Annotated in this window: 15 protein-coding genes; 6 read left to right on the top strand and 9 right to left on the bottom strand. The window is 69.3% G+C overall.

Annotation, left to right across the window (positions count from 1 at the left end; genetic code table 11):
- Positions 1 to 12 precede the first annotated feature (12 nt).
- Together AC3A6X_RS23760 and ureE are read right to left on the bottom strand one after the other, a co-directional pair.
- Entirely contained in the window at positions 13 to 702 is a 690-nt protein-coding gene (locus AC3A6X_RS23760) for an urease accessory protein UreF (RefSeq protein ID WP_487844498.1), read from the bottom strand.
- Positions 702 to 1,295 carry an urease accessory protein UreE gene (ureE, locus tag AC3A6X_RS23765; RefSeq protein WP_487844499.1) on the bottom strand — a complete coding sequence of 198 codons (594 nt, stop codon included), beginning with the start codon at positions 1,293 to 1,295 and terminating at the stop codon, positions 702 to 704. Before ureE ends, AC3A6X_RS23760 begins: the two co-directional genes overlap by 1 nt.
- 79 nt (positions 1,296 to 1,374) lie before the next feature.
- Between ureE and AC3A6X_RS23770 the strand changes: the two genes are divergently transcribed.
- The gene (locus AC3A6X_RS23770) at positions 1,375 to 1,599 is read left to right on the top strand and encodes an AbrB/MazE/SpoVT family DNA-binding domain-containing protein (protein ID WP_106555790.1); all 225 of its coding nucleotides are present in this window, start codon (positions 1,375 to 1,377) and stop codon (positions 1,597 to 1,599) included.
- Positions 1,596 to 1,982: a type II toxin-antitoxin system death-on-curing family toxin gene (locus tag AC3A6X_RS23775; RefSeq protein WP_487844500.1), complete on the top strand. Its 387-nt coding sequence runs from the start codon at positions 1,596 to 1,598 to the stop codon at positions 1,980 to 1,982. The genes AC3A6X_RS23770 and AC3A6X_RS23775 overlap by 4 nt, the downstream gene beginning before the upstream one ends.
- Positions 1,983 to 1,988: 6 nt before the next feature.
- On the opposite strand, the gene ureC is transcribed toward AC3A6X_RS23775, so the two are convergent.
- From ureC to AC3A6X_RS23795, 4 genes are read right to left on the bottom strand one after another with little or no spacing between them, the layout of a single operon-like run.
- Complete coding sequence (gene ureC / locus AC3A6X_RS23780) at positions 1,989 to 3,707, bottom strand: urease subunit alpha (protein WP_487844501.1); 1,719 nt, start codon at positions 3,705 to 3,707, stop codon at positions 1,989 to 1,991.
- Between the two features lie 3 nt (positions 3,708 to 3,710).
- Complete coding sequence (locus AC3A6X_RS23785) at positions 3,711 to 4,016, bottom strand: urease subunit beta (RefSeq protein WP_077003384.1); 306 nt, start codon at positions 4,014 to 4,016, stop codon at positions 3,711 to 3,713.
- Complete coding sequence (locus tag AC3A6X_RS23790; RefSeq protein WP_487844545.1) at positions 4,016 to 4,612, bottom strand: HupE/UreJ family protein; 597 nt, start codon at positions 4,610 to 4,612, stop codon at positions 4,016 to 4,018. Before AC3A6X_RS23790 ends, AC3A6X_RS23785 begins: the two co-directional genes overlap by 1 nt.
- A 25-nt stretch (positions 4,613 to 4,637) precedes the next feature.
- Positions 4,638 to 4,940 carry an urease subunit gamma gene (locus tag AC3A6X_RS23795; protein WP_068681614.1) on the bottom strand — a complete coding sequence of 101 codons (303 nt, stop codon included), beginning with the start codon at positions 4,938 to 4,940 and terminating at the stop codon, positions 4,638 to 4,640.
- A 69-nt stretch (positions 4,941 to 5,009) separates the two neighbouring features.
- Between AC3A6X_RS23795 and AC3A6X_RS23800 the strand changes: the two genes are divergently transcribed.
- From AC3A6X_RS23800 to AC3A6X_RS23815, 4 genes are all read left to right on the top strand, one after another.
- On the top strand, positions 5,010 to 8,582 hold the full coding sequence (locus AC3A6X_RS23800; RefSeq protein WP_487844502.1) for a hybrid sensor histidine kinase/response regulator: 3,573 nt from the start codon (positions 5,010 to 5,012) through the stop codon (positions 8,580 to 8,582).
- Complete coding sequence (locus AC3A6X_RS23805; RefSeq protein ID WP_487844503.1) at positions 8,579 to 9,592, top strand: response regulator; 1,014 nt, start codon at positions 8,579 to 8,581, stop codon at positions 9,590 to 9,592. The genes AC3A6X_RS23800 and AC3A6X_RS23805 overlap by 4 nt, the downstream gene beginning before the upstream one ends.
- 50 nt (positions 9,593 to 9,642) lie before the next feature.
- Positions 9,643 to 10,311 carry a hypothetical protein gene (locus AC3A6X_RS23810; protein WP_487844504.1) on the top strand — a complete coding sequence of 223 codons (669 nt, stop codon included), beginning with the start codon at positions 9,643 to 9,645 and terminating at the stop codon, positions 10,309 to 10,311.
- A 186-nt stretch (positions 10,312 to 10,497) separates the two neighbouring features.
- Entirely contained in the window at positions 10,498 to 11,265 is a 768-nt protein-coding gene (locus AC3A6X_RS23815; RefSeq protein WP_487844505.1) for a GSU2403 family nucleotidyltransferase fold protein, read from the top strand.
- Here AC3A6X_RS23815 and AC3A6X_RS23820 read toward each other — a convergent pair.
- The 3 genes from AC3A6X_RS23820 to AC3A6X_RS23830 all read right to left on the bottom strand — a co-directional run bounded on the left by AC3A6X_RS23820 (position 11,262) and on the right by AC3A6X_RS23830 (position 13,628).
- Positions 11,262 to 11,927, bottom strand: a complete 666-nt coding sequence (locus tag AC3A6X_RS23820) for a hypothetical protein (RefSeq protein ID WP_487844506.1) — start codon at positions 11,925 to 11,927, stop codon at positions 11,262 to 11,264. The genes AC3A6X_RS23815 and AC3A6X_RS23820 overlap by 4 nt on opposite strands.
- Positions 11,928 to 12,061: 134 nt before the next feature.
- On the bottom strand, positions 12,062 to 12,667 hold the full coding sequence (locus AC3A6X_RS23825) for a hypothetical protein (protein WP_487844507.1): 606 nt from the start codon (positions 12,665 to 12,667) through the stop codon (positions 12,062 to 12,064).
- Between the two features lie 79 nt (positions 12,668 to 12,746).
- Entirely contained in the window at positions 12,747 to 13,628 is an 882-nt protein-coding gene (locus AC3A6X_RS23830; RefSeq protein ID WP_487844508.1) for an NUDIX hydrolase, read from the bottom strand.
- Between the last annotated feature and the right edge of the window lie 73 nt (positions 13,629 to 13,701).

Genomic DNA, 13,701 nt, shown 5'->3' on the forward strand with positions numbered 1-13,701 from the left:
GGTCGGTTCGGATCAGCTTCGGAAAAGGCGCGAGTACTGGATTTCGTGGCGCGCCGACAGCACGGCGAGCATGGGAGAAAAAGCCTGGCGCTCATCATCCGCCAGCGCGAGGGCCCGGTCCACTGCCGGGGGGATTTCGGCGGCCAGGCGGCCGAGGATGCGTTGCCCGGCGCTCTGGCCCAGCGGCACGGCCTTGACCGCCGCGGCCGCCATGTTCTCCGCCCAGCCGAAGGCGAAGGCCAGGCAGGCGTCGCGCACGGGTGCCTCGGTGCGGCTGGCGGCGAAGGCAAAGGCGATCGGGTAGCTCGCGGGCAGCGTGTCGAAGATGGCGGCGGCATCGGCGTGCCGCAGTTTGAGCCACTCGACGAAGGAGCGGCCCATCTGCTCGGTCTGCAGTCGGAACTCGGCCGATTCGCGGGTCTGGAACACCCAGTCGTTGAGCTCGCGGATGCGCGCGAGCTCGCCGCTGCGCCAAGCGGGGATGGCCTGGGCGACGATCGCCAGGTCACTGCGTGCGAGGCTCAGATGCAGCTGACCAGCCAGCCATTCGGAGGCAGCTTCCTCGTTGCCGACGCCGGCCCATTCGATGGCGGCCTCAAGGCCTTCCGAGTAGGAAAAGCCGCCGACCGGCAAGGCCGGCGAGGCCAGCCAGATCAGCTGCAGCAGACTGGCCGCGGGCAGGGCGCCCGGCGCGTCAGCCATCAGTGCGAGTGGCCATGGCCATGCGCGTGGTCGTGCGAATGGCCGTGGTGCTCCTGGCCGTCGTCGTGCGAGTGTGGTGCGGCATAGGCATCCGGATGCAGCACCGGCCCGACCGGCGCGGCGCCGTGCGAATGGCCCTGCGCGCCATAGGCGCCGCCTTCGGGCTCGAAGGCCTCCTCGGCCTCGCGAACCATCAGGTGCATCGAGCGCAGCATGCCGCCCAGCACATGGTCGGGCTCGATCTTCAGGTGGTCGGGCTTGAGCTCGATCGGCACATGCCGGTTGCCCAGGTGGTAGGCCGCGCGCATCAGGTCGAAGGGCGTGCCGTGCTCGCTGCAATGCGTGATGACCAGCACCGGCTGCTTCGCCGCGATCACCTTGACGAGCGAGCCGTCTTCCGCCACCAGCACATCGCCGCCGCGCACCAGCGTGCCGCGCGGCAGGAACACGCCGAGCTGGCGGCCTTGGGAATCGGTGGCGTCGAAGCGGCTTTTCTGGCGCACGTCCCAGTCGAGTTCGACGCTGGCGGCGCGCTTGAGCAGCACCGGCGCGAGGCCGCCGCCCTGGGGCATGAGTTTGTTGGCTGTGAGCATGGACAAAAAAGAGGAAAGACTTGAGGTAACAGCTGTTCGCCGATAACATAACAACTGTTATAACTTCAGTGGGGTTCGTATGTCGGCACTCAAATTGACGCAGATCGGCAATTCCGTGGGCGTTATCTTGCCCAAGGAAGTCCTGGCCCGCTTGAAGGTTGAAAAGGGGGACACGTTGTTTCTGACGGAGGCGGCCAACGGCGTGATGCTCACGCCCTATGACCCGGACATGGAAGAGCAATTGAAGCTGGGGCGCGAGTTTATGCGCGAGTTTCGCGATACCTTCCACCAGCTCGCCAAGTGAGCATATGGCGCTGGGTCGACCAGCCTTCGCTCATCTTGTTGCACGGCGAGAGCCTCGCCGAGCACGGTGGCGCATCGGGTTTGCGGGACGAGGGTTTGCTTCAGTCTGCGCTGGCTCGACCGCGCCACCTTGTTGCCTATGGTGACCCCGATCTTGCCGAGCTGGCGGGAGCCTACGGAATCGGAATTGCCAAGAATCACCCTTTCGTCGATGGCAACAAGCGCGCAGCTCTTCTTGCAGTCGGCTTGTTCCTTGCACTTAATGGATGGCGATTGAATGTCGCCCAGGCTGAAGCGACCCTCGTGATGTTCGACGTCGCGGCAAGCGCGATCGACGAGCATGGGTTTGCTGCGTGGATCCGGGACCACCTGAAGGAACGCTGAGCCCGCTCAGAACAAGAAATACCGCTGCGCCATCGGCAACATCACCGCCGGATCGCAAGTAAGCAACTGCCCATCCGCCCGCACCGCATAGGTCTGCGCATCGATCTCCATCTTCGGCGTGTAGCTGTTGTGCACCATGTCCTGCTTGCGCACGCCGCGGATGTTCTTCACCGCGCTCAAGGTCTTGACCAGCCCGTAGCGCTGCCCGATGTCCGCGGCCAACCCGGCCTGCGAGACGAAGGTCAGCGAGCTCTTCGCCAATGAACCGCCGAAGGCGCCGAACATCGGCCGGTAGTGCACCGGCTGCGGCGTCGGGATCGATGCGTTGGGGTCGCCCATCGCGGCCATCGCGATGGTGCCGCCCTTGAGGATGGTGAAGGGCTTGACGCCGAAGAAGGCCGGCTTCCACACCACCAGGTCGGCCCACTTGCCGACCTCGATGCTGCCCACCTCGTGCGAGATGCCGTGCGAAATGGCGGGGTTGATCGTGTACTTGGCCACGTAGCGCCGGGCGCGTGCGTTGTCGTTGCGGCCGCCGTCCTCGGGCAGCTTGCCGCGCTGGGCCTTCATCTTGTGCGCCGTCTGCCAGCAGCGGATGATGACCTCGCCCACCCGGCCCATCGCCTGGCTGTCCGAGCTGAACATGCTGATCGCGCCCAGGTCGTGCAGGATGTCCTCGGCCGCGATGGTCTCCTTGCGGATGCGGCTCTCGGCAAAGGCCAGGTCCTCGGGGATGCCGGCGTCCAAGTGGTGGCACACCATCAGCATGTCGACGTGCTCGTCGAGCGTGTTGACGGTGTAGGGCATCGTCGGGTTGGTGGAGGAGGGCAGGAAGTTCGCCTCGCCCACCACGCGCAGGATGTCCGGTGCATGGCCGCCGCCCGCGCCCTCGGTGTGGAAGGCGCAGATGGCGCGGCCCTTCACCGCGGCGATGGTGTTCTCGACGAAGCCCGACTCGTTCAGCGTGTCGCTGTGGATCGCCACCTGCGTGTCGGTGGCGTCGGCCACGTCCAGGCAGTTGCTGATCGCGGCCGGCGTGGTGCCCCAGTCCTCGTGCAGCTTGAGGCCGATCACGCCGGCCTCGATCTGCTCGTGGAGCGCGGCCGGCAGGCTCGCATTGCCCTTGCCGAGAAAGCCGAGGTTCATCGGAAAGGCGTCGGCCGCCTGCAGCATGCGCTCGATGTGCCAGGGGCCCGGCGTCGCGGTGGTCGCGAAGGTGCCGGTGGCCGGGCCGGTGCCGCCGCCCAGCATGGTGGTGATGCCGGAGGCCAGCGCCTCCTCGATCTGCTGCGGGCAGATGAAGTGGATGTGGCTGTCGATGCCGCCCGCGGTGACGATGTTGCCCTCGCAGCTGATGACCTCGGTGCCCGGGCCGATGACGATGTCCACGCCCGGCTGCACGTCCGGGTTGCCGGCCTTGCCGATCGCCACGATGCGCCCGCCTTTCAGGCCGATGTCGGCCTTGACGATGCCCCAGTGGTCGAGGATCAGCGCGTTGGTCATGACGGTATCGACCACCCCTTCGGAACGCGTGCGCTGCGATTGCGCCATGCCGTCGCGGATGGTCTTGCCGCCGCCGAATTTGACCTCTTCGCCGTAGCCGCCGGCGCGCAGGGTGTAGTCCTCCTCGACCTCGATCACCAGGTCGGTGTCGGCCAGCCGCACGCGGTCGCCGACGGTGGGGCCGAAGATTTCGGCGTAGGCACGCCGGCCAATGGTTGCCATGTCCTAGAGCTTTCCTTGAACCAGTCCGCGAAAGCCGTAGACCACCCGGTCGCCGGCGAAGTCCACCAGCTCGACCGTGCGCTGCTGCCCCGGCTCGAAGCGCACCGCGGTGCCTGAGGCGATGTTCAGGCGCATGCCGCGCGCGGCCTCGCGGTCGAAGTCCAGCGCGCCGTTGGTCTCGGCGAAGTGGTAGTGCGAGCCGACCTGGATCGGCCGGTCGGCCGCGTTGCGCACCACCAGCGTCAGCGTGCGGCGGCCGGGGTTGAGGGCGTGGTCGCCCTCGTCGGTGATGAGCTCGCCGGGGATGATCATGCGAGGCCGCCGAGCAGGGCGATGCCGAAGATCGCGACGGCCGCGCCGGCGACGCGCGGCATCCAGCGATGGCCGTGGCGCAGTGCCCAGCCGATCGCGACGCCGGCGGCATGCAGCAGCACCGTCGCGACCAGCATGCCGGCCAGCGTCAGCGCGGCGCCCGATTCGCCGGCCAGTTCCTGCCCGTGCGCGACGCCATGGAACACCGCGAACACGCCGACCAGCGCCGCGGCGGCCGGCGCCGGCAGCCGCCGCTGCGTGAAGACCAGCAGCCCCAGCACCAGCAGCGAGGCCGCGATCATGGGCTCCACCGCCGGCAACTGCGCACCCGCCAGGCCCAGCAGGGCGCCGGCCAGCAGCATCAGCGCAAAGCCCAGCGGTGCCCACAGGAGATCGGGCCAGGCGCGGCGCGCGGTGAGCGCGCTCCACAGGCCCACCGCGACCATTGCGGCGAGGTGATCCGGCCCGGTCAGCGGATGCAGAAAGCCGGCGGCCAGGCCGTGATGCAGGCCGGCATCGGCGCCGGTGTGGGCGGCCGCGGCCAGTGGCAGCGCGGCGATCAGGAGCAGGGGGGCTTGGCGAAGAAGGCGCATGGTCATGGTGTTGTGCTGTTGTTGTTCAAACGATGGGCTGATGGACCGTGACGAGCTTGGTGCCGTCCGGAAACGTGGCCTCGACCTGGATGTCCGGAATCATCTCGGCCACCCCCTCCATCACGTCGGCGCGCGACAGGATGCTGCGGCCCTCGCTCATCAGCGCGGCCACGGTCTTGCCGTCGCGCGCACCTTCCATCACGGCGGCCGAGATCAGTGCCACGGCCTCCGGGTAGTTGAGCTTGAGCCCGCGTGCGCGGCGCCGCTCCGCCAGCAGGGCGGCGGTGAAGATCAGGAGCTTGTCTTTTTCGCGCGGTGTCAGTTCCATGGGCGGGTTCGGATCGCTTTGTCGGGCGGCCATTATGGGCAGCCCCGGGGCATTGCAACAGTCGTGCCGATGGCACGGAACCTGCACCTGGGCGATGTGGACCCGACCGCCGTTCCTCCGCTCGCCAGCGACGAAGCGCCGCAGCGCATCGTCAAGGTCCGGCGCGACTACAACAGCTGGGTGGCGCGCGAGACGCTGGAGGACTACGCGCTGCGCTTCACGCCCCAGCGCTTTCGCCGGATGTCGGAATGGCGCGTGGCCAGCACGGCCTTCGGCGGCGCGGCCTCCTTCCTGATCCTCGAGGCGGTGGGCGCCACGCTGCTGGTGCAGTACGGGTTCGTCAACGCCGCCTGGGCGATCCTGGCCACCGGGCTGATCATTTTCCTGGCCGGCCTGCCCATCAGCGTCTATGCCGCACGCTACGGCGTGGACATGGACCTGCTCACCCGCGGCGCTGGCTTCGGCTACATCGGCTCCACGCTGACCTCGCTGATCTACGCCTCCTTCACCTTCATCTTCTTTGCGCTAGAGGCCGCGGTGATGGCCTATGCGCTGGAGCTGGCGCTGGGCATCCCGCCAGCCTGGGGCTACCTGGTCTGCGCGCTGGTGGTCATTCCGCTGGTCACGCACGGCATCTCGGCCATCAGCCGGCTGCAGGTCTGGACCCAGCCCATCTGGCTGTTGATGCTGGTGGTGCCCTTTGCCTATGTGCTGGTGCGCGATCCTGGTGCGTTCGCGGGCATCACGCACTACAACGGCCTCAAGCCGGGCCAGATCGGGTTCGACCTGCACCTCTTCGGTGCCGCGCTCACCGTCGGCATCGCGCTGATCACCCAGATGGGCGAGCAGGCCGACTACCTGCGCTTCATGCCGGTCCGCACCGCCGCCAACCGCGGCCGCTGGTGGGCCGGCGTGCTGGCGGGCGGGCCGGGCTGGGTGGTGCTGGGCGTGCTCAAGATGCTGGGTGGTGCGCTGCTGGCCTACCTCGCCATCGGCCACATGGTGCCGCCCGAGCGCGCGGTGGACCCGAACCAGATGTACCTGGCCGCCTACGAGTACGTGTTCCCGCAGTACGGCTGGGCGGTGGCGGCCACGGCGCTGTTCGTGGTGATCTCGCAGCTCAAGATCAACGTCACCAACGCTTACGCCGGCTCGCTGGCCTGGAGCAACTTCTTCTCGCGCGTCACCCACAGCCATCCGGGGCGGGTGGTGTGGGTGGTGTTCAACGCGCTGATCGCCTTCATGCTGATGGAGATGAACGTGTTCGAGGCCCTGGGCGACGTGCTGGGCCTGTACGCCAACATCGCCATCGCCTGGATGATGGCGGTGGTGGCCGACCTCGTGGTCAACAAGCCGCTGGGGCTGTCGCCGCCGGGCATCGAGTTCAAGCGCGCGCACCTGTGGGACATCAACCCGGTGGGCGTGGGCGCGATGGCGCTGGCCTCGGTGCTGTCCATCAGCGCGCACCTGGGCGCCTTCGGCCGGACCGCGCAGGCCTTCTCGGCGCTGATCGCGCTGGGCACGGCCTTCGCCGCCGCGCCGCTGATCGCCTGGGCCACGCGCGGCAAGTACTACATCGCGCGGGTGTCGGGCGAAAGCGGCGCCGCCGCCTTCGCGCCGGCCACCGGACAGCGCGCCGTGCGCTGGGCGCGGGTCGAATCGGAAGCCGGCAGCTACCGGCGCCTGAGCACCCAGCGCTGCGTGATCTGCGAGCGCGACTACGAAGGCCCCGACATGGCGCACTGCCCCGCCTACCAGGGCGCGATCTGCTCGCTATGCTGCACGCTGGACGCGCGTTGCGGCGACTTGTGCAAGCCCGAGGCGAGCCTGTCGGCGCAATGGTCGGGTGCCTTGCGCTGGCTGCTGCCGCGCCGCGTCTGGCCCTACCTCGATACCGGCCTCGGCCATTTCCTGCTGCTGATGCTGATCGTGGTGCCCCTGCTGGCCGCGGTCTTCGGCGTGCTCTACCAGCAGGAGCTGCGCGGCATCGCAGAGAGCGCGCTGGCCGACATGGCGCAGTCCACCGCGTCGCTGCGCTCCGGCTTCCTCAAGGCCTACATGGCGCTGCTGCTGCTCGCCGGCATCGTCGCCTGGTGGCTGGTGCTGGCGCACCAGAGCCGCAAGGTGGCGCAGGAGGAATCGAACCGCCAGACCCATTTGCTGATGCGCGAGATCGAACTGCACCGCCAGACCGACCGCGCCCTGCAGGCGGCCAAGCAGACGGCCGAGCAGGCCCGCGAGCAGGCGGACCAGGCCAACCAGGCCAAGAGCCGCTACATCAGCGCCATCAGCCACGAGCTGCGCACCCCGCTCAACAGCATCCTCGGCTATGCCCAGCTCATGGGCGAGGACGCGGCCGTGCCGCCGCACCGGCGGCAGGCGGTGGCCGTGATCAAGCGCGGCGGCGAGCATCTGCTGTCGCTGATCGAGGGCACGCTGGACATCGCCCACATCGAGGCCGGCAAGCTCACGCTGCATGCCCGGCCCATGCAGTTCGCCGAGCTCATGACCGAGTTGGCCGACATGTTCGAGCTGCAGGCGGCCGAGAAGGGCCTGGCCTTCCGCTTCGAGCCCGAAGGCGACCTGCCCGAGCTGGTGCGGGCCGACGAGAAGCGCGTGCGGCAGATCCTTATCAACCTGCTGGGCAACGCGATCAAGTTCACCGCCAGCGGGCGCGTGACGCTGCGGCTGCGCTATGCGCGCGAGTTCGCGGCCATCGAGGTCGAGGACACGGGCCCGGGCATGTCGTCCGAGGAGCTCGGCCGCATCTTCGAGCCCTTCGCCCGCGGCGCGAGCGCGGGCCCGTCGGCCCCGGGCGCGGGCCTGGGCCTGACCATCGCGAAGATGCTGATCGACCTGATGGGCGGCGAGATGAAGGTGCAGAGCGCGCCCGGCGCCGGCTCGCTGTTCCGCGTGCGCCTGTTCCTGCCGCGCGTGCATCAGACTTCCGGCGCGGGCATCCGGCGCGTCGCTGCGGCGCCGGTGCCGCGCCCGCGCCGCGGCTACGAAGGCCCGCGCCGGCGCCTGATGGTGGTCGACAACGAGGAGGCCGACCGCGAGCTGCTCGTGCAGCTGCTGGCGCCGCTGGGCTTCGAGCTGCGCACCGCCGCCAGCGGCCACGATGCGCTCGACCTGGTCGCGGCCGGCTGGCATCCGCATGCGATGTTCGTCGACCTCGCGATGCCCGGCATCGACGGGTGGGAGACCATCCGCCGGGCCCGCGCGCTCGGCCTGGCCGAGGCACAGGTCGCGATCGTCTCGGCCAACGCCTTCGACAAGCGGCTGGACAACGATGTCGGCATCGCGCCCGAGGACTTCTTCGTCAAGCCGGTGCGCCACAGCGAGCTGCTCGACTGGCTGGAGCGTCGCCTGGCCCTGCGCTGGACCGACAGCGCCGCCGCCGCGCAGCCGGCCCCGGCCGAGCCCGCAGGCGCGCTGCCCCAGGCCGCGCGCCTGCGCACGCTCGGTGACGCGGTGAGCCTGGGATACTTCCGCGGCATCATGAACGAGCTCGACGCCATCGACGCCGCCCAGCCCGAGTGCGCGGCCTGGACGGCCGCGCAGCGCACGCTGGCGCGCCAGTTCCAGTTCGAGGCCATGAGCCGTGCGTTGACCGCAGCCGAAGGCGGAGTGCTCGAATGAGCCAAGAGACCCCGCCGCCCCTGGTCCAGAGCCTGCGCGAGCACGCCGGCACCGGCGACCTGGTGCTGATCGTCGACGACGTGCCCGACAACCTCGCCGTGCTGCACGATGCGCTGGACGAATCCGGCTACGCCGTGCTGGTTGCCACCAGCGGCGAGCAGGCGCTGCAGCGCGTCACCCAGGCCCGGCCCGACATCGTGCTGCTCGACGCCATGATGCCGGGCATCGACGGCTTCGAAGTTGCGCGCCGGCTCAAGGCCGATGCCGCGACGGCGCATATCCCCATCGTCTTCATGACCGGCCTCACCGAGACCGAGCACCTGGTGGCGGCACTGGACGCGGGCGGCGTCGACTACGTCACCAAGCCGATCAAGCCGAAGGAAGTGCTGGCGCGCATGAACGTGCACCTGCAGGGCGCGCGCCGCGCGCGGCAGGCGGCGCAGCAGGCCGGCCAGGCGCGCAGTGCGCTCGATGCCTTCGGCTACGCCAGCTTCACCGTGCGCATGCCCGAGGGCCGGCTGATCTGGCAGACCGCGCTGGCGCGCGAGCTGCTGCAGCGCTACTGCGCAAGCAGCGCGCCGGCCACGCCGCCGGCGGTGCTGGAGTGGCTGCATCGGCACCTGCCCGATGCACGGCAGCGCCAGATCGAGCCGCCCGTGCTTTCGATCGTGCAGGGTGCCGCCTCGCTCAACCTGCGCCTGCACCAGCAGACCGGCCAGGACGAGGCCGGCGACGACTGGCTGATCATCATGCGCGAGGTCTCCGACGCGGCGGTGATCGAGGCGATGAGCCTGAGCCTGAAGCTCACCGCCCGCGAGGCCGAGGTGCTCTACTGGGTGGTCAAGGGCAAGACCAACCGGGACATCGGCGAGATCCTCGGCAGCAGCCCGGCCACCGCCAAGAAGCACCTGGAGCGTGTGTACGTGAAGCTGGGCGTCGAGACCCGCACCGCGGCCGCGGGCGTGGCGATCAAGCGCATCCGCGAGCTGCAGCCGCAGTTCGAGCTGTGAGGGTCTGTGCGCGGATGAACTGACACGGGCCGCTCCTAGAATCCGCGGCCATGATCCGACGCGCTCTGGCAGTCCTGTTGTGGCTGGCCGCGGTTTCCGCCCAGGCCGGCGGCCATTTCGATGTGGACGACGCGGGCACGCTCGATCCGGGCCAGTGCCAGTACGAGCTTTGGGGCACCCGCGTGCGCAGCGAGGACGCCACGTTGTGGCACCTCGGGCCGGCCTGTCGCGTCGGGCCGGTCGAGCTGGGGCTGAACCTCGATCGCATCTCGGTGCCTGGCGATACGGTCCATGTGCTCGGGCCGCAGCTCAAGTGGACCTTCTTCGGCCAGGAGCCCGAGGCGCGCTGGAGCGCGGCCGTCTCGATGGGCTTCTCTTCCCAGCTGCCGCGGCGCGGCGGGCGCACCGGCGGGCAGTTCGTCGTTCCGGTGACATGGCGCGCCACCGGCAGCCTGATGGTCCATGCCAACCTGGGCGCCGATTGGGCCATCGGCAGCGGCAAGCGCACCGGCCGCGGCGGCTTGGCGGGGGAGTGGGCGCTGAACGACACGGTCTCGCTGATCGCGGAACGCAACCGTGCCTTCGGCCTCTGGACCTCGCGCGTCGGGGCGCGCGTCAGCATCACGCCGCTGATCAGCATCGACCTCAGCGCCGCGCGCACCGGGCCGAGCGGCGTGCGGAGCGTCTCGGTCGGGCTGAACCACGAGTTCGGGCGGTGAAGCTGCCGCGACTGCAGCCCTCGGGGTCAAGGGCGTCACCTATTGGTACTGGCAGTTCCGCGATCTGTCCGGCAAGAACCATCAGGTTTACCTGGGGCCGGACGACGAGCGATTGCGCAAGCTCATTCAGCAGCGCGCCGACGGCAAGGCAACAGGCCCCGACCATCTGGCCAGGCTGGCCAGCGCATGCACCTCGTTGGGCTGTCTCACCGTCACGGCACAGCATTTCAAGGTGATCAACTGGCCGAGCACGGCTTCTTCAACGCCGGCGGCGTGCTGATCGGCACCCATGCCTTCATCGCGATGGGGAACATGCTGGGCGTGCGATGGACGGGCGGCCGTAAGACCAACGACATCGACCTTGCGCGCGCCGGCAACAACGTGTCGCTCGCGTTGCCGACCAACACGGAATCGAATGTGCACGATGCGATCACCTCGCTGGAGATGGGCCTCCTGCCGGTGAAGTCGATCACATCGGGCGCGGGGGCCACTTACCTCAACGCCCGCGGCGGCGAGATGCGCATCGACCTCCTGACGACCGCCGGCAGGAGCGATGCCGTCTACCGCCATGAACCGCTGAAAGTGAACCTGCAGCCGCTCAAGTTCATGGAGTTCTCCTTGGAGAAGATCACGCAGACGGCCGTGATCTCAGGCGAGCATGCCCTCATGGTGAACATCCCCTCGCCACAGCGCTACGCGCTGCGCAAGCTGGTCGTGATGGCGGAGCGCGAGGAAGTCTTTCGCACCAAGATCCGCAAGGATGCCGGCCAGGTGGCCGCCATCGTCTCGTATGCGCTCGAGCGCTCGCCGCGAGCGCTCGAAGAGGCGGCCGAGGACATCATGAGCCGCGGAAAAGGCTGGCGCAGCCGCATCGCCGAAGGCACGCGCCTGCTGGCTCAGCACCATCCGTCGGTGGCCGCGCCTTTGGGCGCAGTGCTCGAACTCCGCAGTTAGCGGCTGGGACTCGGCTCCAGAACCTTGAAGTCGAAGAACGCCGTCGAGGCGTAGGCCGTTTCGGAGATCTCGCTGGCGGCGGGTGCCGGCGCCGAGAAATCGAGGAAGTCGGTGGGCGCGAACGCGCTCGCGTGCTGGGCCTTCAGTTGCGCGTGGCGTTCCTTGGCATTGGCGCGCAGCCGGGCCAGGTCGGCCCGGACCTCGTCGAGGGAGCGCATCGCCGGTGCGGCTGCCGGCGCCACCTTCGCAGCGGCGGGGGCGGCAACGGGAGGCGGAACGGGGATCTGGGCCACGACCGGGGCGGGGCCGGGTTCAGAACCAGGACGCACCGGCGCAGCGTCATGGCGCACTGGCGTCGGGGCCTGGGCTTGCGGCAGCGGCAGCGGCAGCGCGGCGGGAAGCACCAGCGAATCCTGCGGGACAGGCGTCGCGATGCGCGCTGCGGCCTTTTCCACGCTCGCAGCAGTTGCGGTCGACTTCACCGGACGCTCCAGCGGCGGCGCCACCCGGGGCGCATGCGCGTGGTCGATCTCGCAGTCCGGACCGCCGGCGAACGCCATGCGATGCGCGGCGCGTCGTTCCGTCTTGCGCTTCCCGCTGAAAGCCGCCGGCAGGCCGCCCAGCAGCGCGAGGATCTGTCCGAGAAAGCGGTTTGCAATCATCGTGTCGCCCCAAAGTGTTGTTGGCGCGATTGTGTGCGGGGCAGAGTGAGGCCGAATGGGCTACATCTCGTAGATTCGTACGATCTGCGCAGAACCGCACGAAGGCGCACTAGAAAGTGCTTGCCGGGCCTGCGTCAGCCGCCGACCAGCGCGCGGTAGTCCCGCCGCGTCGCCGGCGCCACCGAATCCACCAGTTGCGCGTAGGGGGTCTTGTGCCGTGCCAGCATGCGCGCCGAGGCGACCGCCCTGGAGCGGCAGTACCAATGGCAGGTGTGCTGCATGAGGAAGAGCTCGGCCGACATGGTGTAGGCCTTGCTCTTGGGCGCCTGCTGCAGGCTGTTGGCTGCGGCATCGGCGATGCCGCGGGCGTGGATCGCAAGGGCGCGGCGCATGTCGAAGCTGCGCGCCGGGAACAGGCGGTCGGCGAAGGGCAGGGCCAGCGGCAGCGTGCTCACGCGTGCCTCGGCGTCCCCGACCCGCGCGAAATCGGCGGCGAAGCGCTGGAACTGGCCGACCAGCGTCTGCTCGGTGGTGTCGAGCAGCTTCCAGATCTGCTCGCGCCGTGCCGGGTCGTCCTCGCCGAGGCAGCGCAGGTAGCCCTCCGTCAGGTTCTCCATCAGCGTCTCGATCTGGTAGCGCCCCAGGTGGGCGGCCAGCAGCGTGATGCGCTTCTTCTGTTCGCGGGTCTTCTGCAGGTAGGCGGCGAGCAGGAGCAGAGCCGCCAGGGTGAGGAATTCCATGAAATAGGTCCGGGCCGCGATGCAGCAGCAGGGGAGTGTAGTGAGCGAGTGCCTGTCCAACGATTCAGTGGACTACGTCTCACTGCCACAGGTCGTCGAAGCCGCCGGGCGGCTCCAGCCGCTTGCCGCGCAGCACCAGGCGCAGCGGGCCCGGCATCACGCGGGCGCGTTCGGGGTGCAGCGCATCGCCGGGATAGGCGGTGGCGCGGTGGCCGTCGATCTCGAAGGTCAGCGGGCGCACGACGCAGGGCGTGCGGCCTTCCGCCTCGGCCATCATTGCGTCGACGCTGGCGTGGCGCGCCAGGTGCGCGAGGCTCATGATCTGCGGCGCCGCGAGCGCGATCTCGCCCTGCCAGTAGCGCTCCAGTGCGGCGCGCGGACGCAGCCAGGCGCTCAGCACGGCCTCGTGGTCGTCGTGCCGCGGCTCCTGGCCCTCCGGCGCGCGAGCGATGAAGAAGCGCGTGTCGAAGCGCTTGCCCGGCGAGTGCAGGGCGTTCAGCGGCGTGATCCAGCGCGACCAGGGCCGCATGGAACGGGTGGCCAGGCGCACGCCGAGGCGGCCCAGCAGGTCGTTGAAGGCCAGGCCCTGGGCGCCCAGTGCGGCGGCCTGCAGTGCGCCTGGGCCGTCGAGGCCCTCGGCGAGCAGCAGCCCGCATTCCTCGAACACCTCGCGCACGGCGGCGACGTGGATCGCGACCGCAGTGGCGGCGTCGACGTCCGGGTCGCCGAGCAGCGCGTGCAGGCGTTCGGGTGGCTCGTCCAGGTGCGCCTGCGCATCGAGCTGCGCGTCCGCTGCGTCGACCTTGCCGCCGGGAAACACGTAGGAGCCGCCATGCACGTCCGACAGCGCATGGCGCTGGATCATCAGCACTTCGGGCCCGGCGGGGCTGTCGCGGCAGATGAGCACGGTGGCGGCGGGGCGGATGGGGATGGGCGGGGCGTCCGCCGGAACTTGCTGCATGAGGGGATTCTCTCCCCGAAGGCCCGAGCATGAAGCGCAACGCGCCGCATGAGCGGCGCGTTGCGGGGGTTCA

Source organism: Variovorax sp. Soil_C_12 (genome assembly GCF_057657375.1).

Excerpts from the sequence above, each read along its gene's own strand:
- ureE (WP_487844499.1), bottom strand. The coding sequence starts at position 1,295 with ATGCTCACAGCCAACAAACTCATGCCCCAGGGCGGCGGCCTCGCGCCG.
- AC3A6X_RS23760 (WP_487844498.1), bottom strand. The coding sequence starts at position 702 with ATGGCTGACGCGCCGGGCGCCCTGCCCGCGGCCAGTCTGCTGCAGCTG.
- AC3A6X_RS23825 (WP_487844507.1), bottom strand. The coding sequence starts at position 12,667 with ATGGAATTCCTCACCCTGGCGGCTCTGCTCCTGCTCGCCGCCTACCTG.
- AC3A6X_RS23805 (WP_487844503.1), top strand. The coding sequence starts at position 8,579 with ATGAGCCAAGAGACCCCGCCGCCCCTGGTCCAGAGCCTGCGCGAGCAC.
- AC3A6X_RS23820 (WP_487844506.1), bottom strand. The coding sequence starts at position 11,927 with ATGATTGCAAACCGCTTTCTCGGACAGATCCTCGCGCTGCTGGGCGGC.
- AC3A6X_RS23770 (WP_106555790.1), top strand. The coding sequence starts at position 1,375 with ATGTCGGCACTCAAATTGACGCAGATCGGCAATTCCGTGGGCGTTATC.
- AC3A6X_RS23810 (WP_487844504.1), top strand. The coding sequence starts at position 9,643 with ATGATCCGACGCGCTCTGGCAGTCCTGTTGTGGCTGGCCGCGGTTTCC.
- AC3A6X_RS23830 (WP_487844508.1), bottom strand. The coding sequence starts at position 13,628 with ATGCAGCAAGTTCCGGCGGACGCCCCGCCCATCCCCATCCGCCCCGCC.
- AC3A6X_RS23800 (WP_487844502.1), top strand. The coding sequence starts at position 5,010 with ATGGCACGGAACCTGCACCTGGGCGATGTGGACCCGACCGCCGTTCCT.
- ureC (WP_487844501.1), bottom strand. The coding sequence starts at position 3,707 with ATGGCAACCATTGGCCGGCGTGCCTACGCCGAAATCTTCGGCCCCACC.
- AC3A6X_RS23795 (WP_068681614.1), bottom strand. The coding sequence starts at position 4,940 with ATGGAACTGACACCGCGCGAAAAAGACAAGCTCCTGATCTTCACCGCC.
- AC3A6X_RS23790 (WP_487844545.1), bottom strand. The coding sequence starts at position 4,612 with ATGCGCCTTCTTCGCCAAGCCCCCCTGCTCCTGATCGCCGCGCTGCCA.
- AC3A6X_RS23815 (WP_487844505.1), top strand. The coding sequence starts at position 10,498 with ATGCACCTCGTTGGGCTGTCTCACCGTCACGGCACAGCATTTCAAGGT.